At 71.6% G+C, this 22,371-nt stretch carries 17 protein-coding genes; 9 read left to right on the forward strand and 8 right to left on the reverse strand.

What is annotated here, in order from left to right; all coding sequences use genetic code 11:
• Positions 1-8: 8 nt before the first annotated feature.
• Entirely contained in the window at positions 9-1,052 is a 1,044-nt protein-coding gene (gene cofD / locus IEY86_RS13955) for a 2-phospho-L-lactate transferase (protein ID WP_189131981.1), read from the forward strand.
• Complete coding sequence (locus IEY86_RS13960; RefSeq protein ID WP_189131982.1) at positions 1,049-2,350, forward strand: coenzyme F420-0:L-glutamate ligase; 1,302 nt, start codon at positions 1,049-1,051, stop codon at positions 2,348-2,350. The genes cofD and IEY86_RS13960 overlap by 4 nt, the downstream gene beginning before the upstream one ends.
• 125 nt (positions 2,351-2,475) lie before the next feature.
• On the opposite strand, the gene IEY86_RS13965 is transcribed toward IEY86_RS13960, so the two are convergent.
• The 3 genes from IEY86_RS13965 to IEY86_RS13975 form a co-directional block, all read right to left on the reverse strand.
• Positions 2,476-3,618, reverse strand: a complete 1,143-nt coding sequence (locus IEY86_RS13965) for a DNA-3-methyladenine glycosylase family protein (RefSeq protein ID WP_229698409.1) — start codon at positions 3,616-3,618, stop codon at positions 2,476-2,478.
• Positions 3,619-3,649: 31 nt separating this feature from the next.
• Positions 3,650-4,732, reverse strand: a complete 1,083-nt coding sequence (gene manB / locus IEY86_RS13970; protein WP_189131983.1) for a mannose-1-phosphate guanylyltransferase — start codon at positions 4,730-4,732, stop codon at positions 3,650-3,652.
• Between the two features lie 392 nt (positions 4,733-5,124).
• Positions 5,125-6,759, reverse strand: coding sequence for an N-acetylmuramoyl-L-alanine amidase (locus tag IEY86_RS13975; protein WP_189131984.1), 1,635 nt, complete (start codon positions 6,757-6,759; stop codon positions 5,125-5,127).
• Positions 6,760-6,899: 140 nt separating this feature from the next.
• Between IEY86_RS13975 and IEY86_RS13980 the strand changes: the two genes are divergently transcribed.
• The 4 genes from IEY86_RS13980 to IEY86_RS13995 all read left to right on the forward strand — a co-directional run bounded on the left by IEY86_RS13980 (position 6,900) and on the right by IEY86_RS13995 (position 12,909).
• Positions 6,900-7,649 carry a TIGR03089 family protein gene (locus IEY86_RS13980; protein WP_189131985.1) on the forward strand — a complete coding sequence of 250 codons (750 nt, stop codon included), beginning with the start codon at positions 6,900-6,902 and terminating at the stop codon, positions 7,647-7,649.
• Positions 7,650-8,002: 353 nt separating this feature from the next.
• The gene (locus IEY86_RS13985; protein WP_229698410.1) at positions 8,003-9,316 is read left to right on the forward strand and encodes an LCP family protein; all 1,314 of its coding nucleotides are present in this window, start codon (positions 8,003-8,005) and stop codon (positions 9,314-9,316) included.
• A gap of 211 nt (positions 9,317-9,527) precedes the next feature.
• Positions 9,528-11,294 (forward strand): LCP family protein, encoded by a 1,767-nt coding sequence (locus IEY86_RS13990; RefSeq protein ID WP_229698411.1) that lies wholly within the window; start codon positions 9,528-9,530, stop codon positions 11,292-11,294.
• 187 nt (positions 11,295-11,481) lie between these two features.
• A complete protein-coding gene (locus IEY86_RS13995; protein WP_308425143.1) occupies positions 11,482-12,909 on the forward strand; it encodes an LCP family protein in 1,428 nt (475 codons plus the stop codon).
• A 43-nt stretch (positions 12,910-12,952) separates the two neighbouring features.
• On the opposite strand, the gene IEY86_RS14000 is transcribed toward IEY86_RS13995, so the two are convergent.
• Together IEY86_RS14000 and IEY86_RS14005 are read right to left on the reverse strand one after the other, a co-directional pair.
• Complete coding sequence (locus IEY86_RS14000) at positions 12,953-13,576, reverse strand: acyltransferase (RefSeq protein ID WP_189131989.1); 624 nt, start codon at positions 13,574-13,576, stop codon at positions 12,953-12,955.
• Positions 13,577-13,598: 22 nt separating this feature from the next.
• Positions 13,599-14,642, reverse strand: coding sequence for a glycosyltransferase family 2 protein (locus tag IEY86_RS14005; RefSeq protein ID WP_189131990.1), 1,044 nt, complete (start codon positions 14,640-14,642; stop codon positions 13,599-13,601).
• Positions 14,643-14,803: 161 nt separating this feature from the next.
• Here IEY86_RS14005 and IEY86_RS14010 point away from each other — a divergent pair, with 161 nt between their 5' ends.
• Positions 14,804-16,234, forward strand: a complete 1,431-nt coding sequence (locus IEY86_RS14010; RefSeq protein WP_189131991.1) for an LCP family protein — start codon at positions 14,804-14,806, stop codon at positions 16,232-16,234.
• Positions 16,235-16,319: 85 nt separating this feature from the next.
• Here IEY86_RS14010 and IEY86_RS14015 read toward each other — a convergent pair whose 3' ends face one another.
• The gene (locus IEY86_RS14015) at positions 16,320-16,856 is read right to left on the reverse strand and encodes an acyl-CoA thioesterase (RefSeq protein ID WP_189131992.1); all 537 of its coding nucleotides are present in this window, start codon (positions 16,854-16,856) and stop codon (positions 16,320-16,322) included.
• Between the two features lie 148 nt (positions 16,857-17,004).
• Between IEY86_RS14015 and IEY86_RS14020 the strand changes: the two genes are divergently transcribed.
• On the forward strand, positions 17,005-18,264 hold the full coding sequence (locus IEY86_RS14020; RefSeq protein ID WP_189131993.1) for an LCP family protein: 1,260 nt from the start codon (positions 17,005-17,007) through the stop codon (positions 18,262-18,264).
• Between the two features lie 122 nt (positions 18,265-18,386).
• On the opposite strand, the gene IEY86_RS14025 is transcribed toward IEY86_RS14020, so the two are convergent.
• Both IEY86_RS14025 and IEY86_RS14030 read right to left on the reverse strand, forming a co-directional pair.
• Positions 18,387-19,553: an acyl-CoA dehydrogenase family protein gene (locus tag IEY86_RS14025; RefSeq protein WP_265804460.1), complete on the reverse strand. Its 1,167-nt coding sequence runs from the start codon at positions 19,551-19,553 to the stop codon at positions 18,387-18,389.
• A gap of 130 nt (positions 19,554-19,683) precedes the next feature.
• Complete coding sequence (locus IEY86_RS14030; protein WP_229698412.1) at positions 19,684-20,883, reverse strand: LCP family protein; 1,200 nt, start codon at positions 20,881-20,883, stop codon at positions 19,684-19,686.
• A 130-nt stretch (positions 20,884-21,013) separates the two neighbouring features.
• On the opposite strand from IEY86_RS14030, the gene IEY86_RS14035 reads away from it, so the two are divergent.
• Positions 21,014-22,339, forward strand: coding sequence for a UDP-glucose dehydrogenase family protein (locus tag IEY86_RS14035; RefSeq protein ID WP_189131994.1), 1,326 nt, complete (start codon positions 21,014-21,016; stop codon positions 22,337-22,339).
• The last annotated feature ends 32 nt before the right edge of the window (positions 22,340-22,371 follow it).

Genomic DNA, 22,371 nt, shown 5'->3' on the forward strand with positions numbered 1-22,371 from the left:
CTGGCCGCATGCGCATCGTGGTTCTGGCCGGAGGCATCGGGGGCGCCCGTTTCCTGCGCGGTCTCAAAGCGGCGGTTCCGCAAGCGGAGATCACCGCCATCGGCAACACCGGTGACGACATCCACCTGTTCGGACTCAAGGTCTGCCCGGACCTTGACACCGTCATGTACACCCTCGGCGGCGGCATCAACGAGGAACAGGGCTGGGGCCGCGCCGACGAGACCTGGTCGGTCAAGGAGGAGATGGCCGCCTACGGCGTCGGACCGCAGTGGTTCGGGCTGGGCGACCGCGACTTCGCCACGCACATCGTGCGCACCCAGATGATCGGCGCCGGCTACCCGCTCAGCGCCGTCACCGAGGCGCTGTGCCAACGCTGGAGGCCCGGGGTTCGTCTGATCCCGATGTCGGACGACCGGGTCGAGACGCATGTCCTCGTGGACACCGAGGACGGGGGGCGCAAGGCGGTTCACTTCCAGGAGTACTGGGTGCGCCTGCGCGCCGCCGTGGAGGCGCGGGCGATCGTCCCGGTGGGCGCGGAGCAGGCGAAGCCCGCCCCCGGCGTACTCGAGGCCGTCGCGGCGGCCGACGTCGTCCTTCTCCCGCCGTCCAACCCGGTCGTCAGCGTGGGCACGATCCTGGCCGTCCCCGGCATCCGCGAGGCGGTCGCCGAGGCGGACGCCCCGGTCGTCGGCCTGTCCCCCATCGTCGGGGACGCCCCGGTGCGGGGCATGGCGGACAAGGTCCTGGCGGCCGTCGGCGTCGAGACGACGGCCGCGGCGGTCGCCGCGCACTACGGTGCCCGCGGGGCAGGAGCCGGGTCCGGCCCGGGCGGAGCGGAGTCCGGGGGCGCGGCGAACGCGTCCTCCGGTTCCGGCTCCGCCTCCGGGCTGCTCGACGGGTGGCTGGTGGACACCGTGGACGCCTCGGTGGTCGGGGAGGTGGAGGCCCGGGGCATCCGCTGCCGGGCGGTGCCGCTGATGATGACCGATATCGACACCACGGCCGCCATGGCCCGCGAGGCGCTGGCGCTGGCCGAGGAGGTGCGCCGGTGAACGACTTCCGCGTCTGGGCCCTGGACGGCATCCCCGAGGTGTCGGAGGGTGACGACCTGGCGAAGCTCATCGCCGCGGCGGCGGGACCGGACGACCTGGCCGACGGTGACATCCTCCTGGTCACCTCGAAGATCGCCAGCAAGGCGGAGGGGCGGCTGCTGAGAGCGGACGACCGCGAGGCGGCGATCGACGCCGAGACCGTGCGCGTCGTGGCGCGGCGCGGACGCACCCGCATCGTGCAGAACCGTCTGGGCCTGGTCATGGCGGCCGCGGGCGTCGACGCCTCCAACACCGCCCCCGGCACCGTTCTCCTCCTGCCCGAGGATCCGGACGCGACGGCGCGGCGGATCCGCGAAGGGCTGCGCGAGGCGCTGGGCGTCGAGGTGGGTGTGGTGCTCACCGACACGTTCGGGCGGCCGTGGCGCAATGGGCAGACGGACGTGGCGATCGGCGCGGCCGGGCTGCGTGTGCTGGAGGACCTGCGCGGGGCGCGCGACACCCATGGCAATGAGCTGGAGGTCACGGCGGCGGCGGTGGCGGACGAGCTCGCCGGGGCCGGAGACCTCGCAAAGGGCAAGGCGTTCGGCCGCCCGGTGGCGGTGGTGCGCGGGCTCGGCCACCTGGTGGACCCTCAGGACGACTCCGGGACGGGGCCGTTGGTGAGGGACGCCGCGATGGACATGTTCCGGCTCGGCACCTCGGAGGCGATCCGCGAGGCGGTCACCCTGCGCCGGACCGTCCGGGAGTTCACCGACGAGCCCGTGGACGGCGACTCGGTCCGCCGGGCCGTCGCCGCCGCCGTCACCGCGCCCGCCCCGCACCACACCACGCCGTGGCGGTTTGTGCTGCTGGAGTCGGCGCGGGCGAGGACCCGGCTGCTGGACGCCATGCTGGAGGCCTGGCGTGCGGACCTGCGCGCCGATGGCCTCTCCGAGGAGCGGATCGCCCGGCGCACGGCCCGCGGGGACGTCCTGCGGCGTGCGCCGTATCTGGTGGTGCCGTGCCTGGTGGCGGACGGGGCGCATGCCTACCCGGACGCCCGGCGGGCGGCGGCGGAGCGGGAGATGTTCGTGGTCGCGGCCGGGGCGGGAGTGCAGAACCTGCTGGTGGCGCTGGCGGCCGAGCAGCTCGGCTCCGCCTGGGTGTCGTCGACGATGTTCTGCCGGGACGTGGTCCGCGAGGCGCTCGGCCTCCCGGCCGACTGGGACCCGATGGGCGCGGTGGCGGTGGGCCGCGCGGCGGCGCCCCCACGAGAGCGGCCCGCGCGCGACGTCGGCGCGTTCATCGAGGTGCGGTAGTAGACCTGCGGCGCTCGGCCCGAGGCAGCCGCAGCGCGCGGAAGCGCGGTGGGCGGGCTGTCGCGTCCTGCCGGGCGACGTGCGGTGGCCGAGGCGCCGCAGCCGAACTCCGGCGGCCGGTCCCGTCAGAACCGTTCGATCGCGAAGACCTGCCGGCGTGGGGCACGGCGGGAGGGGGACCGGCCGAAGAGGAGGATCAGGCGGCAGGCGCGGTGGCGTTGGCCGCGGTAGGGCTCCAGGAGTTCGAGCATGACGTCGTCGTCGGCGTCCCGGTCGCGCGCCAGGGACCAGCCCACGATGCCGGGCAGGTGCAGATCGCCGACGGAGACGGCGTCGGGGTCGCCATTGCTCCGCTGGAGAGTCTCGGCGGCGGTCCATGGGCCGATGCCGGGGATGGCCTGGAGGCGCCGGGCGGCGGCCTCTCCGTCCATCGCCGCGGCCTCTTCGAGACGGCGGGCGTATCGGACCGCGCGCATGATCGTCGAGGAGCGCTGACCGTCGACCCCCGCACGGTGCCACTCCCAGGAGGGGATCATCGCCCAGCCGCGCGGGTCGGGAGCGACCCGCATTCGGGCGGCGGGCGAGTCGGCGGGGCCGGGAGCGGGTTCGCCGTAGCGGTGGAGCAGGAGGCGCCAGGCGCGGTAGGCCTCCCGGGTGGTGACGCGCTGTTCGAGGACGGCCGGGATCAGGGCTTCGAGGACCAGTCCGGTGCGGGCGAGCCTCATGCCCGGGTTGCGGCGGTGCGCCTCGTGCACCAGGCGATGGCGCGGGACGAACGCGGCCGGGTCGTCCTCGGCCCCGAGCAGCGTGGGCATCCGGTCGAGCAGCCACTGGGCGCCGGGGCCCCATGCCTGGCCGTCAACGGCCGCCTCGCCGGGGCGGGCCATCAGGCGCAGCGTGCCTGGTCCCTCGGGGGTGCGGGAGGCCCGCCAGACGGAGCCGTCGGGGGCGGGGAGCAGGCAGGGGTCGGCTCCTCCCCGGCGCAGCTTGCCGACGGTGAGAGGCAGATCGAGGGGTCCGGACGGGGACCAGCGCCGGACGGCGGGCTCCGACGGCGGCGCTCCGGCGACGACCGGCGCCCGGACCCGCGCCTGACTCGGTGCCTGGACCGGTGCCTGGACCCGCGCCTGGCTCGGTGTCCGCGCCGGGACTCGTGTCCCGGCACCGGGCCCGCCCCGCGTGCGGCCCTCGACCTGCCGTGGCACGGCCATCAGCCCGGCGCGGACGGTCGCGCGCGTCATGGGCGGGGTCGGAAGGTCGGACGTCACGGGTGCGAGCGTAGCCGCTGCCCGCCCGGGCTCACTGGTCGGAGGAGAAACGGACCGACGCGGGCGCCAGGGTGGCCCCGCACCACACGCGGATGCCGTGGCGCAGCTCGTTGTCCGGGCCGACCACGGCCCCGTCACCGATGACCGCCCCGTCCAGGACGCAGTGGGCCCCGACGCGGGCACCGGCGCCGATGAGCGAGTTGCGGACCATGGCCCCCGCCTCGATCACCGAGCCCTCCAGGACCAGGCTGCCGTCCACTCGCGCCCCCGCCGCGACGACGGCCCTGGCGGCGACGCAGGTGCCGCCGCTGAGCTTGGCGTCGACGGCGACGTCGGCACCCTCCAGCACAAGGTGTTCCCCGGCCCGGCCCGGCACGGCCGGGGAGGGGGCGCGGCCGAGCACCAGGTCCGCGGAGCCGCGCACGAACGCCTGCGGTGTCCCGAGGTCGAGCCAGTACGTGGAGTCGACGACACCCTGGAGGTGGGCACCGGAGGCGAGCAGGCCGGGGAAGGTCTCGCGTTCGACGGAGACGGGACGGCCCACCGGGATCGCCTCGATGACGGAGCGGTTGAAGACATAGGCGCCCGCGTTGATCTGGTCGGTGACGATCTCCTCCGGCGTCTGCGGCTTCTCCAGGAACGCCGTGACCCGCCCGTCGGCCGCCGTGGGGACCAGACCGAAGGCGCGGGGGTCCTCGACCCGGGTGAGGTGGAGGGTCACCTCCGCTCCGGTGTCGACATGGGTACGCACCAGGCCGGCGATGTCGAGGCCGGTGAGGATGTCCCCGTTGAAGATGAGCACGGGCTCGTCGGGGCCGGAGGTGAGCCGTTCGGCGACATTGCGGATGGCCCCGCCGGTGCCGAGGGGCTCGCGTTCGGTGACGTACTCCAGGCGCAGGCCCAGCGCGGAACCGTCGCCGAAGTACGGCTCGAAGACCTCGGCGAGGTACGACGTGGCGAGGACCACGTGCTCCACCCCGGCGGCGCGGGCGCGGGCGAGCTGGTGGGTCAGGAAGGGCACTCCGGCCGCGGGGACCATGGGCTTGGGCGTGCGCACCGTCAGGGGGCGCAGGCGGGTGCCCTTTCCGCCGACGAGGAGGATCGCTTCAGTCACCTTGCACCTTGTTCTTCCCGCGCCTTGCTCTTCGGTCGTCTGCGCTCATCGGTCGTCCGCGCTCTTCGGTGGTCTGCGCTCATCGGTCGTCCGCGTTCATCGGTGGTCTGCGCTCTTCGGTGGTCTGCGCTCATCGGTGGCCCAGGCCACCGCCGTGCCCCGCTCGCGGCAGAGTGGTCCGCAAGTCTATGCAGGAGGGAGGGCCCGGCCGTTCACCCCCCGGTCAGGGCGTGGCGTCCGGTGCCGTGGGCCTGCGACGGCCGGGCACGGCGGCGCGCCCCGACGACCGGGTCCCCCCGACGGCCGGGTCCCGGAACGCCGACAGCGGGACCCGGCCGGGGCAGCCGGACACGGGGACGGCGGGGCCCGGGCCACGGCCCCGCGCGGGAGCGCTAACGGCCCTGGAGACGTGCTGCCTGCGTACGGATGCCGGGGATGGCGGCGTACAGCTTGGCGCCGGGGCACTCGGTGTTGAAGCCGTCCCGGTGCCCGGAGATCGCCTTCATCCGTACCTTCGTACCTGCCTTGTACTTGCCGCCGCCCGCGGTGACGACATTGCTGCCGTTGGCGTTGACCCCCTTCAGGCCCAGCTTCCAGGACGTCAGGCGGGCGAGGGCGGTGACAACCGCGGTGGGCGGCTTGGAGGCGCTGTGGGTGCCGAGGACGGCGATCCCGGTGCTGTGGTTGTTGAAGCCGTAGGTGTGGGCGCCCATCACGGCCTTGGTGACACCGCCGGCGCGTCCCTCGTAGATGGTGCCGCACTTGTCGATGAGGAAGTTGTAGCCGATGTCGCGCCAGCCCATGCTCTTGACGTGGTAGCGGTAGACGCTGCGGATCATGGAGGCCGACTGGCTGCAGCTGTAGTTGTTGCCGGTGGCGGTGTGGTGCACGAACGCGGTGAGGACCTTGCCGGTGTACAGGAACTTCCGCTCCCGCAGGCGCTCGTCGGCGCCCCATCCGGCGCGGGTGACGATACGGGGGCGGGCGGCGCTGTACGTCGGCGGGCCGACCTTGGTGGCGTTCTCCTCGGCGGCGATCTCGGTGGCGTTGGCCGCGGCGACGTCGGAGTTGGCGTAGGAGGAGGCCTCCTCGTTGGACACCCCGTCGGGGGTGTCCACCTCGAAGGGCAGGGTCTGGGCCTCGGGCGCCTCCCCGGCCGAGGCGTCGGTGCCGGTCGCGGTGCCGTTGTCGGTCGACGTACCGGTCCCCGAGTCGGGCTCAGGACCGGATTCAGGACCGGATTCAGGACCTGACTCGGGACCGGCCTCGGGCCCCGCCTCGGGTCCGGACTGGGGCCCCGCCTCGGGACCGGACTGCGGCTCGGGATCGGGCTGGGGTCCGGCCTCGGGGCCCGACTGGGGCTCCGGGCCCGCGTGGGGAGCGGGCGGACCCGGGTTCGGCCTGGTGCCACCCGGGACACCTCCGCCCTTCGGCACCGGGCCGTCCGGGTCGACCATGTCCACCCGCAGCCCCTTCGGCAGCGCGGCGGGCGCACCGCCGGTGGACGCGGCCGGGGCCACCCGCACCTCCACCGCGTCCGAGCTGCCCACCCACAGCGGGGCGGTGCTGCCGCGCACACTCGAGGAGAGGCGCTCGGCCGAGTCGGCGTCGGGGGCGTCGTCGTCGTGGGCCTCGAGCGCCTGCCACGACGACCAGGAGCCGCTCCCCACGGCCCGGGTGCGCACCTCGACGCTGCCCGGCAGGGGAGCCGAGGCGTCGTCCCAGGTGACACCGACGAGGGAGAACGGCTCGACGGCCTGCGGGGGGAGCCCGCTGCCGGTGGCGGCGTTTTCCCTCTCAGGGGTGACCAGGCCGCGGTCGAGCGAGTCGCCGCTGAGGGAGAAGGGGACGAGCGGGATGGTTCGCGTGGTGCCCGACACGGCTGACGCGGTGTCGGCCGCGACGGGCGCCGGGACGGCGGAGGAACGCACGGCCGTGTGCTCGGCGGCGTTGGCTGGCAGGGCGATCGGGGCCGCGAGGACAGCCGCGCACCCGACTCCGATAGCGGAAGCTAGAAATTGACGCATATGCAGATACTGGGCATAAGCCATAAATCATGCCACTCAGGGTCTGACGGACTGTCCGCCGGATGGAGCGCCCCCGCCCGCCCCGGCCGACCGGATCCTGACCCGGCGTCGGACGGCGGCGCGCGTAGGCTCTGGGGACCATGGACCACACCGCACAGACCCCCGACGACCTGCTGCAGTCCGCGCTCGCCACGGACGCGGCGAGGCCGCTGGTCACCTTCTACGACGACGCCACGGGCGAGCGGGTGGAGCTGTCCGTGGCCACCTTCGACAACTGGGTGGCCAAGACCGCCAACCTGCTCCAGGACGAGCTCTCCGCCGAGCCCGGCGACCGGCTGGCGCTCCTCCTGCCCGTCCACTGGCAGACCGCCGTGTGGCTGGCCGCCTCCTGGCGGGTCGGGCTCGTGGTGGCCCCCGGGGGCGATCCGGCGGCGAGCGACCTGGTGATCACCGGGCCGGACACCCTGGAGGAGGCGCGCGCCTGCCCGGGCGAACGAGTGGCCCTGGCGCTGCGCCCGCTCGGCGGCCGCTTCCCCCAGCCGCCGCGGGGGTTCATGGACTACGCGGCCGAGGTCTCCGGGCAGGGCGACCGGTTCACGCCCTACTCCCCCGTGACCGCCGACGACCCCGCTCTCCTGCTCGGCGGCCAGGAACTGACGGGGGCGCAGGTGGTGGAGCGGGCTCGGGGCGAGGCCGCGAAGCTCGGCCTCGAGCGGGGCTCACGCGTGCTCACGGGTCTGCCGATGGACTCGTGGGAGGGGCTGTCCGCAGGGCTCCTCGCCGCCCTGGCCGCCGACGCCTCCGTGGTCCTGTGCCGCAACCTCGACCGCCTGGACGCCGACGCTCTGGAGCGCCGCAGGGAGCAGGAGCGGATCACCCGCACGGCCTGAGCGGGACCGTGTGTCCCGCGGTCGATCCCGTCCCGACCTCTTCACCGTCTCCCGCGAGATCGCGGCATTACCAGGACTGCGGTCGTACCACGCCGAAAGCTCTGACACTTCACTCGAACGGCGCAATGTCAATATCACCCGTTCGGCCCGCCGCGACCAGCGAAAACCATAGGGCAATCGCACGCACATACGATCTCAGGCCGCGCATACCCCGTGCTCACAGGCCAATGATCGTGGGTAGTCGCACAACCATGCGCCCGATTCAGGCGTCTGCACGGGTGTTCATGGGCCTCTGATCCGGACGGCCCACCGTGCCGCCGACAAGGACCTCTCCCAGGGGGATGAGCGCAGACGTGAGCAGACGAGCGGACGCCGGGAACGGGGCCGGCGGCGAGCCGGGCGAGGAGCAGGCGGCCGCGCCCGAGGACCGCTCGCCCCTGCCACCCGGTGGCACCCGAATACCGCAGTCGGTGCTGCGCCGCCGGGCCCTGCGCCGCCGTGCGGCCAAGATCGTGGCGATCGGCACCGCGGTCCTGGTCGCGACCGCCGGCGGCGCCGCCTACCTCGCGTACCAGAAGCTCGACTCGAACATCAAGACGGACGAGAGTACGGCCCGCATGCTCGGCGGCTACGAGAGCCAGCGCCCGACGCCGGTGGTGGAGAAGGCACTCAACATCCTGCTCATCGGCTCGGACGACCGCAGCGGATCGAACCGCAAATACGGCGCGAGCGAGGGTTCTCAGCGCTCGGACACCACCATCCTTCTGCATTTGACCGCCGACCGGCGCAGCGCCACGGCGATGAGCATCCCCCGCGATCTGATGGCGGACATCCCGGCGTGCCGGCAGAAGAACGGCAGTGAGACCCGCGCCCAGCACGCGCAGTTCAACTGGGCCTTCCAGTTCGGCGGGGCGGCGTGCACGATCCGCACGGTGGAGAACATGACCGACGTGAGGATCGACCACCATCTGATCGTGGACTTCACCGGCTTCAAGCAGATGGTCAACGCGGTCGGCGGGGTGGAGGTCTGCCTGCCGAAGCCGGTCACGGACCGGGACGCCAAGCTGGACCTGCCCGCGGGACGGCAGACGGTCAGGGGCGAGGACGCGCTGGCCTTCGTACGAGCCCGGCACAGCTTCGGCGACGGCAGCGACACCCAGCGCATGGGCCGCCAGCAGCAGTTCATGGCGTCGCTGCTGAAGAAGGTGAAGAGCAACGGGGTCCTGCTCAACCCCACCAAGCTCTACTCGCTGATGGACGCGGCCACTTCCTCGCTCACCGCCGACGCGGGGCTGAACTCCCTCGACGAGTTGTACGGGCTCGCCCGCACGCTGCAGAAGACGCCGACGAAGGGCGTGGTGTTCCTCACCGTGCCGCGCGAGCCGTACGTCAACGACCCCAACCGCGACCAGTTGGTGCAGCCGGAGGCCGCCGAGCTCTTCGCGGCGCTGCGCGAAGACCGGCCGGTGAAGGTGGCAAGTTCCGCGCACAGCCGCCCGGGTAGCCCTTCGGGCACAGCGAGTGACAGCGGCGCGGGCGCGATGTCACAGGACACCGCAGCGCCGCACGGACCGTCGCCGGATCCGACGCCGTCGACGTCACCGTCCGTCGCCACTCCCGGCTACGAGGGCACAACAGCCAACTCCGACATTTGCGGCACTTCATAGGTAAAGGCCGTTCCAATACACCAGAACTATCAGCTAGTTTGTCCGCTTGTAGGGGAGTGGAATTTGTCACGGGCGTACTAAGCCGCTGAACTGGGCGGCTAATGTGTGCCATCCGGCCTGGTCCGAGGCCGACGACGCGCACGCAAGAAATCGACCGATGGACGCCCCTGGGGGGAGGCGTCGCGCGGCACGACGGAGGGCACAGGCGACCGTGGATTCGCAAGGCCGTAGGCACAGCGGCTCAGGCAGCCCCGGCCGGTCCGGCGACATCGACCCCGCCGACCAGTGGGTTCTGGACCCGGAGACGGGCACCTATGAGTTTCGTCCGACCCCTGACTCCCTTTCCTCCCCCGAGGCGCCCCCGAGAACCTCCAGGCGCCGCCCCTCCGGCGGCGGCGTCCCGCGCCAGGCGGGTTCGCCCGAGGGCCGCCGACGCGCCAGGAACGGCGGCGACTCCCCCGCACCCGGGGGACGCGCCACGCGGCGGGCGGGCCAGGGCGGCGGACCGGGCGGCGACGGCGGACGCGCGGGCGGCGCGGGGCGCAGGAGGCCCAAGGGCAAGTCCAAGGGCAAGAAGGCCCTGCACTGGACGGCGGGCACGCTCGGCTTCCTGCTCGTGGCGGGCTGCACCGGCGGCTACTTCGTCTACCAGCACTTCAACGGCAACATCAACTCGTACAAGGCCGACCTCGGCGACGACCGGCCGTCCGCGGGCGCCGACGGCGCCATGAACATACTCATGATCGGCACGGACAGCCGTAAGGGCCTCGGCAAGAAGTACGGCGACGAGGGCAGCGCGGGCCACGCCGACACCACGTTTTTGTTCCATGTGTCCAAGGACCGCACCAACGCGACCGCCGTCAGCATCCCCCGCGACCTGATGGTGCCGATCCCCGAGTGCCGGACCGAGGACAAGTCCAGGACCATCCCCGGTCAGGCGAAGGGGATGTTCAACACCAGCCTCGGACAGGACGAGCGCGGTCCCGACTGCACATGGAAGACCGTCGAGGCGCTCACCGGCATCCGTGTCGACCACTTCATGATGGTGGACTTCAACGCGGTGAAGACGATGTCCACCGCCGTCGGCGGTGTCGAGGTGTGCCTGGCCAAGGACATCCGCGACAGGGACTCCAAGCTCAACCTGTCCGCGGGCAAGCACACCATCAAGGGCGAGCAGGCGCTGTCCTTCGTCCGCACCCGGCACTCCGTCGGCCTCGGCGGCGACCTGACCCGCATCCCGCTCCAGCAGCAGTTCCTCAGCTCGATGATCCGCAAGGTCAAGAGCAATGGGACCCTCAGCAGCCCCACCAAGCTGTGGGACCTCGCCGATGCCGCCACCAAGTCGCTGACCGTCGACAGCGGCATAGGGAGCGTGAAGAAGCTGATGAGCCTGGGCCAGGACCTGGGCGAGGTCAACACCAAGAACATCACCTTCGCCACGGTCCCCGTCGCCGACGACCCCGCCGACAAGAACCGTCTCGTTCTCAAGGAGAAGGAGGCCCGGCAGCTCTTCGCCATGGTCAAGGCCGACCACTCGCTCACCAAGGTCGGCAAGAAGGGCAAGAAGGCCGGGCCCGCCCCCACCGAGACCACCAAGGCAGCCCCCGCCAATGTGCGGGTGAAGGTCGTCAACGGCAGCGGCAAGGTGGGCGCCGCTCAGGTGACGGTCAGCTGGCTGCAGAACAGCCAGGGCGTGATCCGTTCCAGCAACGGGCTCAACGCCCCGGCCACCGCAAGGAAGACCAACCTGGTCTACGCCCCCAACCAGGGGGACCAGGCCCGCGCTCTCGCCGAGATCATGGGCCTGCCCGACTCCGCGCTCAAGGAGAAGGGACCCGACGCGGCACCCCTGGATGAGATGACCCTCACCCTGGGACAGGACTTCGAAGGCGCGGGCGTTCCGTTGACGGCCCCCACCGCCGCGCCTTCGGACCTGCAGAGCGTCAACGCGGACGACAAGAACGTCTGCGCCAAGTAGCAGCAGCCGAGGAGGCCGTCATATGCAGAATGCCGCCCGAACGAAGGTTCCATCGCCCCGTACAGCCCCCCAGGGCGGTTCGGGCGGGTCCGGCGGCGAAAGACGGCGTGGTGGCGGCAATCGGCGGCGCAGACAAAGCGGCAGGATCCGAATACTGAAGTGGACGGCCGGGTGCGTCAGCCTGCTCGTGCTCGGCACGGCGGGCGCCGGGTGGCTCTACATCGAGCACCTGAACGGCAACCTGAGGAAGGACGACCTCAACCTCGGCGACAAGAACATGCAGCACACGCCGAACGCCGCCGGGCAGACCCCGCTGAACATCCTCATCCTGGGCTCGGACAGCCGCAAGTCCAAGGAGAACCAGAAGCTCGGCGGCGCCCGCCAGGACGCCGACCGCCCGCCGCTGGCCGATGTCCAGATGCTCGTCCACCTGTCCGCGGACCGCAGCAACGCCTCGGTGATCAGCCTCCCCCGCGACACCCGGCTGCGGATACCCGCGTGTCACGACAAGGAGGACGGCAAGACCTACCAGCCGATGGAGAACACGGCCAACGAGAGCCTGGGGCGCGGCGGTCCGGGCTGCACGGTCGCCATGTGGTACGAGCTCACGCGCATTCCGATCGACCACTTCATGATGCTCGACTTCGGCGGAGTGGTGCGCATGGCCGACGCCGTCGGCGGCGTCCCGGTCTGCGTGGACGCCAATGTCCACTCCAAGGACAGCAGCGGCCACGGCTCGGGGCTGCGGCTGGAGAAGGGCACCACGAAGGTCAAGGGCGTCCAGGCCCTGCAATGGCTGCGCACGCGCTACGGCTTCGAGGACAACACCGACATCGGGCGCACCCACGCCCAGCACATGTACATGAACTCGATGGTCCGCCAGCTCAAGGCGGGCACCAAGCTCACCGACCCGGGCAAGCTCACATCGCTGGCGGAGGCGTCGACCAAGGCGCTCACCGTCGACCGGGGCCTCGACACGGTCAAGAAGCTCTACGACCTCGGCACCCAGCTCAAGAGCATCCCGGCCAAGCGCATCACGATGACCACGATGCCGTGGGTGCTGGACCCGCGGAACAACGCGCACGTGATCCCCAAGCCCGGCGACGCCGAGAAGCTGTTCTCCCTCGTCCGCAACGACGTCCCGCTCGACGGCAAGGGGAAGAAGAAGCCGGAAAAGGCGCCGAAGAGCAAGACCCCAAAGGACCAGGTCGACGCGCTCGTCGTGAACAGCTCGGGCACCCAGACCCTGCCCCCGGCCACCCACCGGGCCGCCGACGTCACCGCGCACCTGGTCTCCCAGGGCTTCACCAAGGTCGTCTCCGGCGGCTCGGGACAGGCCCGGAGCGAGTCCACGGTCACCTACGCCGCACCGGGCCAGAAGGCGGACGCGCAGGTGATCGCGAAGTCGCTCGGCCTGCCGTCGAGCGCGGTGGAGCGCTCCACCACCTCCACGGCGATCACGGTGATCGTGGGCGCCGACTGGCGGGAGGGCACCACCTACCCCGAGGCCGCCAGGAAGAAGCGCGAGAAGGACGGCGCTCCGGACAGCGCGGCCGCGCTGCGGGGCGACGACAGCAAGGCGTGCATGCACGTGAACCCGTCGTACACCTGGTGACGCTCCGGTGGCCGGTCGCGGTCCACGCCGCCGCGGGCTTGCGCTACACCTGGTGGAGCTGCCCCGGCAGGCTGAGGACGCCGTCCCGCTCGGTGTAGAGCTCCCCGGTGTCGGGGCACCGCCAGCGGCACGGCTGCCCCTCGACGGGCTCCAGCGGAACGCCCGCGCGGCCGACCCACTTGACGCGGTGGGCGGGCGTTCCCACGACGAGCGCGAAGTCCGGGACGTCCCGGTGGACCACGGCCCCGGCCGCCACCAGGGCCCAGCGGCCGATGGTGACTCCCGCGACGATCACGGCGCGGGCACCGACGGAGGCGCCCTCGCGCACGGTGACACCTAGCGCGGACCAGTCCTGAGGGCGTTTCAGGCGCCCGTCGGGCGAGGTGGAGCGGGGGTAGAGGTCGTTGGTGAGCACGGCGGCGGGCCCGATGAAGACGTTGTCCTCGAGCACCGCGGGCTCGTAGACCAGGGCGTGGTTCTGGAGTTTGACGCGGTCGCCGATGCGCACACCCGGGCCCACGTAGGCGCCCCGGCCGATGACGCACTCGGCGCCGAGCACCGCGTCCTCGCGGATCTGGGCGAGATGCCAGACCGCCGTGCCCTCGCCGATCAGCGCCCGCTCGTCGACATCGGCGGTCGGCGCCACGCGTGTTGTGTTGTCCCCCACGGGCCGAGGGTAACGGGAACGGTCAGGCGGTGGGCTGGGTTGCCGCGGGCCGCCTGCTGGCGATCACCTTGCGCGCCAGCGACCTCGGGCTCGTGAGGAACCCCCAGCCCCAGCACAGGTGCATCGTGGCCAGCGCGAGCGGGATCTGGGCGCGGGCGCCCGTGGGCAGTGCCTTGCCCGCGGGTATGGAGCCCAGGATGATCGCGGCGAGGTAGCCGCCGGGGACGACCAGGCCCAGCGGGTGGACCAGCAGTCCGGCGAGCGTTCCGGCGGCGATGGCCAGCAGCGCGATCGGCGGCGCCAGGTAGCGCAGGTTGACCGAGCCCTTGTGGTAGCGGGTCACGATCCGGCGCCAGCGGCCGTAGTTGTAGTACTGCTTGGCGAGCGCCTTCACGCTCGGGCGCGGCCGGTAGGACACCCGCAGCCGCGGCGAGAACCAGATGAGGCCGCCGGCCTCGCGGATGCGGTAGTTCAGCTCCCAGTCCTGGGCGCGGATGAACTCCTCGTTGTAGCCGCCCTGCTGTTCCAGCACCTCGCGGCGGAAGACGCCGAGGTACACGGTTTCGGCGGGCGCGGCGTCGCCCCCGGTGTGGAACGAGGCGTTGCCCACACCGATCTTGGAGGTCATGGCGGCCGCCACGGCCTTCTCCCAGTCGTTCTCGCCCTCGGCGTGCATGATGCCGCCGACGTTGGCGGCGCCGGTCTCCTCGAGCAGGCGCACGGCCGTTGAGATGTAGTCGGGTGTGAGCATGCCGTGGCCGTCGACGCGCACGACAACGGGGTGGCGGGAGGCCTTGATCGCCGCGTTGAGCGCGGCGGGAGTGCGGCCTGTGGGGTTCGGCACCGTGTGGACGCGGCCGGTCGGCCGGTCCGCCGTCTCGGCGACGAGTTCGGCGGCGATGTCGTCGGTCCGGTCCGTGGACGGTCCGAGCGCGATCACCACCTCCACCTCGCCGGCGTAGTCCTGCCGAAGGATGTGCTCGACGGCGGTGCGCAGGTGCCGTTCCTCGTTGAGCACCGGCATGATCACGGAGACCGCCGGCGGCTGCTGACCACTCGTATTCATCGCGGCCAACGGTACCGTGGCCCGGCGGCGGCGCGCCCCCGCGGGTTCGCCTGGCCCCTCGGGCCATCGCCTCCCCGCCGTTTCCACCGTCAGAGTGGCCCTGCCCGGCCGCTCGGCGTGGAACCGCGAATCGGCCGCGGGCCCCAATCGACACTGGACGCATGAGCCCCGACGAGACGCCCGGCCCCCGCCCGCGCTTCCACCGCTGGGGGATGAGGCTCGTCGGCGTGGTCTCCTGCGCCGTGCTCGCCACCAGCGGCTTCGGCTGGGCCGTCGTGGACCACGTCAACCAGGGGATCGACAGGGTCGACGCGTTCCAGGGCATCAAGGAGCACGAGCGCCCGGTGAAGGAGAAGGACAAGGGGCTCAACTTCCTGCTCGTCGGCGTGGACGGGCGCGACGGCCTCAGCCGCGGGGAGCTACGGCATCTGCACGCGGGGGGCACGGCGTGCAACTGCACCGACTCGCTGATGGTGCTGCACGTCTCCGGCGACCGGCGGCGGCTCAGCGTGGTGAGCCTGCCGCGCGACAGCTATGTGGAGTTCCCCGACCACGACGAGCCCGGTGGCGCCAAGGGTGTCCACCACCCGGGCAAGATCAATGCCGCCTACGCCCACGGTGGCCCGTCGCTGACGGTGCGGACCGTGGAGAAGGCCACCGGGATCCACATCGACCACTACCTCGAGGTGAACTTCCGCACGTTCGTCAACACCGTGGACGCCCTCGGAGGGGTGGAGGTGTGCACGATGACCCCGCTCAGGGACGACTACTCCGGCCTCGACCTGCCGAGCGGCACCACCGTCCTCGACGGCGCGGGGTCGCTGCGCTACGTGCGGGCCCGCCACATCGGCGGCAGTTCGGACTTCGGCCGCATCCGGCGCCAGCAGCACTTCCTCGCGCAGGTCATCGGACGGCTGCACAGCACGGGCGTGCTGATGAACCCGGCGCGCCTGACCCGGGTCGTGGACGCCGTGCTCTCCTCGGTCCGCGCCGACCGGGAGCTCAGCAGCACCGACCTGGTCACGCTCGGTACCGCGATGCGGCGCTTCGCGCCGTCCGGGTCGGAGTTCACCCAGGTCCCCGTGGCCGACGCGGACTACCGGGGGGACCCGGCCTGGGGCTCGTCCGTCCTGTGGGACCGGGTGAGGGCCGAGGCGCTGTTCGCCAAGGTCCGCGGCGACCGGCCGCTGGCCCGGCACCACCACCGCAGCCGCGCCAAGAGCGTCCCCATCGACCCGCGGGGCATCCTCGTGCGGGTCTACAACGCCTCCGGAGTCCCCGGCGAGGGTGTGCGGGCCGAGCGGCAGCTCAGCGCGACGGGCTTCGCCACGACGGGCGACCCGGAGGCCGTCGCGGGGCCGGGAGTCACACGGACGGTCATCACGTACGACCCGCGCTGGGACCGCTCGGCGCGGACACTGGCCACCGCCCTGCCGGGGGCTCGGCTCAACCCGGTGGCCGGGCACGGGCCGCTCATGCAGGTGTTCATCGGCTCCGCGTTCGATCGGGTCACGAGGGTGCGGGCCGAGACCAGGGGCGTGAGCGAGAACCCGGACGACGCGGTCACGGGCGACCAGGTGGTGTGCCCGTAGGCCCGTGCGGGCGGGCATGCACCGGCGCCCGGCGCCCGGGCGCGCGCGGCGTGCGTGGCTGCGTGGCTGCGTGGCGTGCGTGGCGCTAGTCGTCCAGGCCCTCGGCGGACCGGCGGGCCCGCAGCTCCAGGATCTCCTTGCGGCGGGCGAGGCGGTGCGTACGGCGGATCTGGGCCTCCTGCCAGCGCCGCTTGTCCCGGTCCGTCTCCGGCACGACCGGCGGCACCGGACGGGGCTTGCCCTCGGCGTCCACGGCCACGAACACCAGATAGGCGCCGGCGACCTGGGTGGCCGGGACGGACTCGTTCCACCGCTCGGCGATGACCCGCACACCGACCTCCATGGAACTGCGGCCGGTCCAGTTCACCTGGGCCTTCACATGGAGCAGGTCGCCCACACGGACGGGCTCGAGGAAGGCCATCTCGTCCATCGACGCGGTCACCGCCGGGCCCCCGGAGTGCCGGCCCGCGACCGCTCCCGCCGCGTCGTCCACGAGCTTCATCACGACGCCTCCGTGGACGGTCCCCAGCAGGTTGGTGTCGTGCGCGCTCATGATGTGGGAGAGCGTGGTGCGGGAGGCGGAGGTGGGCTTCCCGGGCAGGGCGGTGGGCTGCTCGATCATGCGCCCACTCTAGGCGGGGCCACTCGAACACCGGTCTGCGGCGTCTGTCCGTAACGTCTGTCACATACCCGGCACACCTGCATCAGCTCTGCTACGAAAAACCTCCTGGCTTAGATTTTCACTCGTTCGGGCGTGCACACTGCCATGCATGAACGAGTGGCCGGACAGGTGGTCCGACAGAGACGGGCGCGGAGGCGAAGCCGAGCCGACGCGGGTGATGGGGCATGTGCAGCGTCCGGGGGGCGTGCCGCCGCAAGCGCGGCCCTACCCCGGCCCCGGCGAGCCTCCGCTGCCGCCCGAGCTGTCCCCGCGCAGGGTGGCGCAGGGCGGCCGGGGCATCCCGACGCAGACCGGCCCGGACCGCGGCGGACCGCAGTCCCCGCCGCTCCCGCCGACGGCGCCGCGCCCCGCCGGCTCCGGCCCGCGCCCCAACTGGCGCCGCCGGATCACCTGGACCGCGATCATCCTGATCGGTGCGTTGCTCGTCACATCGGTCATCACGTACTTCTGGGCGGACTCCAAGCTCAACCGGGCCGTGGACCTGTCCAAGGTCATCGAGCGGCCCGAGTCGGGCAAGGGGACCAACTACCTCATAGTCGGCTCGGACAGCCGTGAGGGCATGTCCGCCGAGGAGAAGAAGAAGCTGCACACCGGGTCGGCGGAGGGCAAGCGCACCGACTCGATGATGATCCTTCACGTCGGCGACAACGGGAACACGATGATCTCGCTGCCGCGTGACTCCTGGGTCACCATCCCGACGTTCCGGGGGTCGGAGTCGGGCAGGATGTTCCCGGCGTCCGGCGGGAGCAAGCTGAACGCGGCCTACGCCAAGGACGGCGCCCAGCTGCTGGTCCGCACCGTGGAGTACAACACGGGCCTGAAGATCGACCACTACGCGGAGATCGGCTTCGCCGGGTTCGCCAAGATCGTGGACTCCGTCGGCGGTGTCGAGATGGACATCCCCAAGGGCTTCAAGGACAAGAACTCCGGCGCCGACTTCAAGGCGGGCAAGCAGACCCTCAACGGCGAACAGGCCCTGGCGTTCGTCCGCACCCGCTACGCGTTCGCGGGCAGCGACCTGGACCGGACCAAGAACCAGCAGAAGTTCCTGGCCGCGCTGGCCTCGCAGACCGCCACTCCGAGCACGGTCCTGAACCCCTTCAAGCTGTACCCGACCATGGGCGCGGGCCTGGACACGCTCATCGTCGACAAGGACATGAGCCTGTGGGACCTCGCCGAGATGTTCTGGGCGATGAAGGGCATCACGAGCGGCGACGGCAAGTCCATGAACATGCCCATCGCCGGCACCGCCCCCCAGGGCTCGCTGGCGTGGGACATGACGAAGGTCAAGCAGCTGGTGAAGGAGCTGAAGGACGACGAGAAGGTCACGGTGACCGGCAACCGCTGACCGGCCGGTCCGCCCGTCGGCCGGTCGGTGCGGGAAGCACCGACGCCGCGGTACCGCCCGGACGCGACGAGGCCGCCCCCTGCGCAGGGGGCGGCCTCGTCGCGTGAGTGTGAACCGGTCGGCTACCGGGGCAGGTTGCGGGCCATGACGATGCGCTGGACCTGATTCGTGCCTTCATAAATCTGGGTGATCTTGGCGTCGCGCATCATGCGCTCGACCGGGTAGTCACGGGTGTAGCCGTAGCCGCCGAGGAGTTGGACGGCGTCCGTGGTGACCTCCATGGCGACGTCGGAGGCGAAGCACTTGGCGGCCGCGCCGAAGAACGTCAGGTCGCCGTCCACGCGCTCGGACTTGGCGGCGGCGGCGTAGGTCAGCTGCCGGGCGGCCTCGAGCTTCATGGCCATGTCGGCGAGCATGAACTGGACGCCCTGGAAGTCGGCGATGGCCTTGCCGAACTGCCTGCGCTCGTGCACGTAGTTCTTGGCGTAGTCCAGTGCGCCCTGCGCGATGCCGAGCGCCTGGGCCGCGATGGTGATGCGGGTGTGGTCCAGGGTCTTCATCGCCGTGGCGAAGCCCGTGCCCTCCTCGCCGATCATGCGGTCGGCGGGGACGCGCACATTGTCGAGGTAGACCTCGCGGGTCGGCGAGCCCTTGATGCCGAGCTTCTTCTCCGGGGCGCCGAAGGAGACACCCTCGTCGCCCTTCTCCACGACGAACGCGCTGATGCCCTTGGAGCGCTTCTCCGGGTCGGTGACGGCCATGACCGTGTAGAACTCGCTGACGCCCGCGTTGGTGATCCAGCGCTTCACACCGTTGAGCACGTAGGTGTCGCCGTCACGGACGGCCTTGGTCTTCATGCCCGCGGCGTCCGAGCCCGCCTCCGGCTCCGAAAGGCAGTAGGAGAACATCGCGTCGCCCTTGGCCAGTGGGCCGAGGTACTTCGCCTTGAGCTCCTCCGAACCGGACAGGACGACGGGGAGCGAGCCGAGCTTGTTCACCGCCGGGATCAGGGAGGACGAGGCGCAGACCCGCGCCACCTCCTCGATCACGATCACGGTGGCCAGGGCATCGGCGCCCGCGCCCCCGTAAGCCTCCGGGACGTGCACCGCGTGCAGGTCGGCGGCGACCAGCGCGTCGAGGGCCTCCTGGGGGAAGCGTCCCTGCTCGTCGACCTCGGCCGCGAACGGCGCGATCTTCGCCTCGGCCAGCCCGCGGACCGACTCGCGGAGCATGTCGTGCTCCTCGGAGGTCCGGAACAGGTCGAAGTCTGCGTTTCCTTGCGCCGCCAAGGTGCCCTCACCTCTACCAGAGTTAGTTACCGTTAAGTAAGTACAATCGTAGGCCCGAACATCACCGCTCGACCACGTGACTTACGCGACAGGGATCGAGCCCGGCTCGCGCGCCCGGCCAAGGCAGCGGCTAGGGCACGTTCTCGGTGAGTTGGTCCACGGACCGGTTCGCCGTGTAGTCGGCCATGGTGTCGGTGCGGATCGCGTCCCAGAGCAGACCCGCGTCGTTGTCGTCCAGCAGCACCACCGACTGGCCCTTGATCTGGTCGAAGCCGCCGACCGGTGCGTTCATGAAGACCATGTTCCCCGGGCGGACGTTGCGCATGCTCCACACCAGGTCGCGCAGGGCACCGTTCGAGAGCCGGTCGTCGACACTGACCACGTCGGTGACCTGGTCGAGCAGCTTGCGCAGCTTCAGCGGGTTCGACAGCGTGCCCGCGTCGAGGGTCTTGCGCAGGAGCGAGCGCAGGAAGTTCTGCTGGCGCTTGGTGCGGTCGAGGTCCCCGTTGGGCAGGCCGTGCCGCTCGCGGACGTACACCAGCGCCTCCTCGCCGTACATGTGGTGCTTCCCCGAGGTCCAGCCGCGCTCGCCGGGCCGGGTCGGGATGTCCTTGTCGACCACGATGTCGACACCGCCGACCGCGTCGGTGAGCTTCCTGAACCCGCTCCAGTCGATCACCATCAGGTGGTCGACCCGGATGTCGGTCAGGCGCTGCACGGTGTCGATCAGCAGCGGCGGCCCGCCCCAGGAGAAGGCCGCGTTGAGCTTGGCCTTGCCGTGGTCGGGGATCTTCACCCAGCTGTCGCGGGGCAGCGAGACGACATAGGCGTTGCGGTGGTTGGCGGGGATGTGGAGCAGCATCATCGTGTCGCTGCGCTGGGCGCCCGGCCTCCACTGCGGGGCCTTGGCGTCCTTGCCCGTGGTGGGCAGGTCGGAGCGCGAGTCCAGACCGACCAGCAGGAAGTTGGTCCCCTTGCCCTTGATCTGCTGGGGCTGGTCCTTCGCCGGGACCGAGGGGAACACATTGGGGATGCGGTGCACGGAGCCCGTGTAGTGCTCGACGGCCGCCCAGAGGGCTCCGGCGATGCCGAGCCCGCCCACCAGCAGGAGGGCCAGGGCGAAGACCAGGACGTTCCTGCCGCGTATTCGCCGGCGCCGGGTGCGCGCGGGTGGTGGCTGTGCGCCGCCCTTCCCGGGGGCCTGCCCCCCGCCGTCCCCGGGGGCCTCGTCGGGGGCCTCGTCGAGGGCCTCATCGGGCGTCGCCGATTCGTCCCCGGGGGGCGCTTCGGGCTTGTCGTCGATCGCTGTGCGCTCTTCGTGCTCTTCCACGCGCGCATTGTGCCTTTGCACGCGCCTCCTTACACAGAACTTTCACAGAAGAGGTCGGGGCTATGCTCGGGCGGGCGAGGACCCCCGCCGCCAAAAGCCCATTCAGCACTCATCAGCAAAGGACGGCCCCATGACGCTCAGGGTCACGGTGATCGGCACCGGATATCTCGGTGCGACCCACGCGGTCGGCATGGCCGAACTGGGGTACGAGGTCCTGGGCCTGGATGTGGACGTGGAGAAGGTCGCCGCCCTGTCGGCGGGGCGCGTGCCGTTCTACGAGCCGGGTCTCGAGGAGCTGCTGGCCAAGCACATCGGCTCCGGACGGCTGCGCTTCACCACCGACTTCGCCGAGGTGGGCGCCTTCGGCGATGTGCACTTCGTATGCGTCGGCACCCCGCAGAAGAAGGGCGAGTTCGCCGCCGACATGCGGTACGTGGACTCCGCCGTGGAGTCCCTCGCCCCCCACCTGCACGGCCCCGCGCTGGTCGTCGGCAAGTCCACCGTGCCCGTGGGCTCGGCAGGCCGGCTCGCGGAGCGCCTGGAGGAGCTGGCCCCGGCCGACGCGGACGCGGAGCTCGCCTGGAACCCGGAGTTCCTGCGCGAGGGCTTCGCCGTGAAGGACACCCTGCACCCGGACCGGCTGGTCTTCGGCGTGGAGTCGGGCAGCGCCGAGGCGAGGCTGCGCGAGGTCTACGCCCCCATCATCGAGGCCGGGACGCCCGTCGTGGTCTGCGACTTCGCCACCGCCGAGCTGGTCAAGGTCAGCGCCAACGCCTTCCTGTCCACCAAGATCTCCTTCATCAACGCCATGGCGGAGGTGTGCGAGGCGGTCGGGGCGGACGTGGTCAGGCTGAGCGAGTCGCTGGGCCACGACGAGCGGATCGGGCGGAAGTTCCTCGGCGCCGGGCTCGGCTTCGGCGGCGGCTGCCTGCCCAAGGACATCCGGGCGTTCATGGCGCGGGCCGGGGAGCTGGGTGCCGACCAGGCGCTGACGTTCCTGCGCGAGGTCGACGCGATCAATATGCGGCGGCGCTCCAAGATGGTCGACCTGGCCCGCGAGCAGTGCGGCGGAGGCTTCCTCGGCCGCAGGGTCGCGGTGCTGGGTGCGGCGTTCAAGCCCGACTCCGACGACATCCGCGACTCGCCCGCGCTCAACGTCGCCGGGCAGATCCAGCTCCAGGGCGGCCAGGTGACCGTCTACGATCCCAAGGCGCTGGACAACGCCCGCAAGATGTACCCGGCCCTGAGCTATGCCGAGTCGCCGCAGGAGGCGGCCGAGGGCGCCCATGTCGTGCTGCACCTGACGGAGTGGCGCGAGTTCCGGGAGCTGGACCCGGCGGCGTTCGGCGAGCTCGTCGCCGACAGGCGGATCCTGGACGGGCGCAACGCCCTGGACCCGGAGCTGTGGCGCGCGGCGGGCTGGACCTACCGGGCCCTGGGCCGCCCCAACGCCTGAGCCGTCGAACGCCGGGGGTCGCACGCCCGCCC

This window comes from Wenjunlia tyrosinilytica (genome assembly GCF_014646055.1).
GTDB classification, from domain to species: domain Bacteria; phylum Actinomycetota; class Actinomycetes; order Streptomycetales; family Streptomycetaceae; genus Wenjunlia; species Wenjunlia tyrosinilytica.

Bases quoted from the DNA above. Each gene is read 5' to 3' on its own strand.
- cofD (WP_189131981.1), top strand. From the start codon at position 9: ATGCGCATCGTGGTTCTGGCCGGAGGCATCGGGGGCGCCCGTTTCCTG.
- IEY86_RS14035 (WP_189131994.1), top strand. From the start codon at position 21,014: ATGACGCTCAGGGTCACGGTGATCGGCACCGGATATCTCGGTGCGACC.
- IEY86_RS14015 (WP_189131992.1), bottom strand. From the start codon at position 16,856: ATGATCGAGCAGCCCACCGCCCTGCCCGGGAAGCCCACCTCCGCCTCC.
- IEY86_RS13980 (WP_189131985.1), top strand. From the start codon at position 6,900: ATGGACCACACCGCACAGACCCCCGACGACCTGCTGCAGTCCGCGCTC.
- IEY86_RS13975 (WP_189131984.1), bottom strand. From the start codon at position 6,759: ATGCGTCAATTTCTAGCTTCCGCTATCGGAGTCGGGTGCGCGGCTGTC.
- IEY86_RS14005 (WP_189131990.1), bottom strand. From the start codon at position 14,642: ATGAATACGAGTGGTCAGCAGCCGCCGGCGGTCTCCGTGATCATGCCG.
- IEY86_RS14020 (WP_189131993.1), top strand. From the start codon at position 17,005: ATGAACGAGTGGCCGGACAGGTGGTCCGACAGAGACGGGCGCGGAGGC.
- IEY86_RS14010 (WP_189131991.1), top strand. From the start codon at position 14,804: ATGAGCCCCGACGAGACGCCCGGCCCCCGCCCGCGCTTCCACCGCTGG.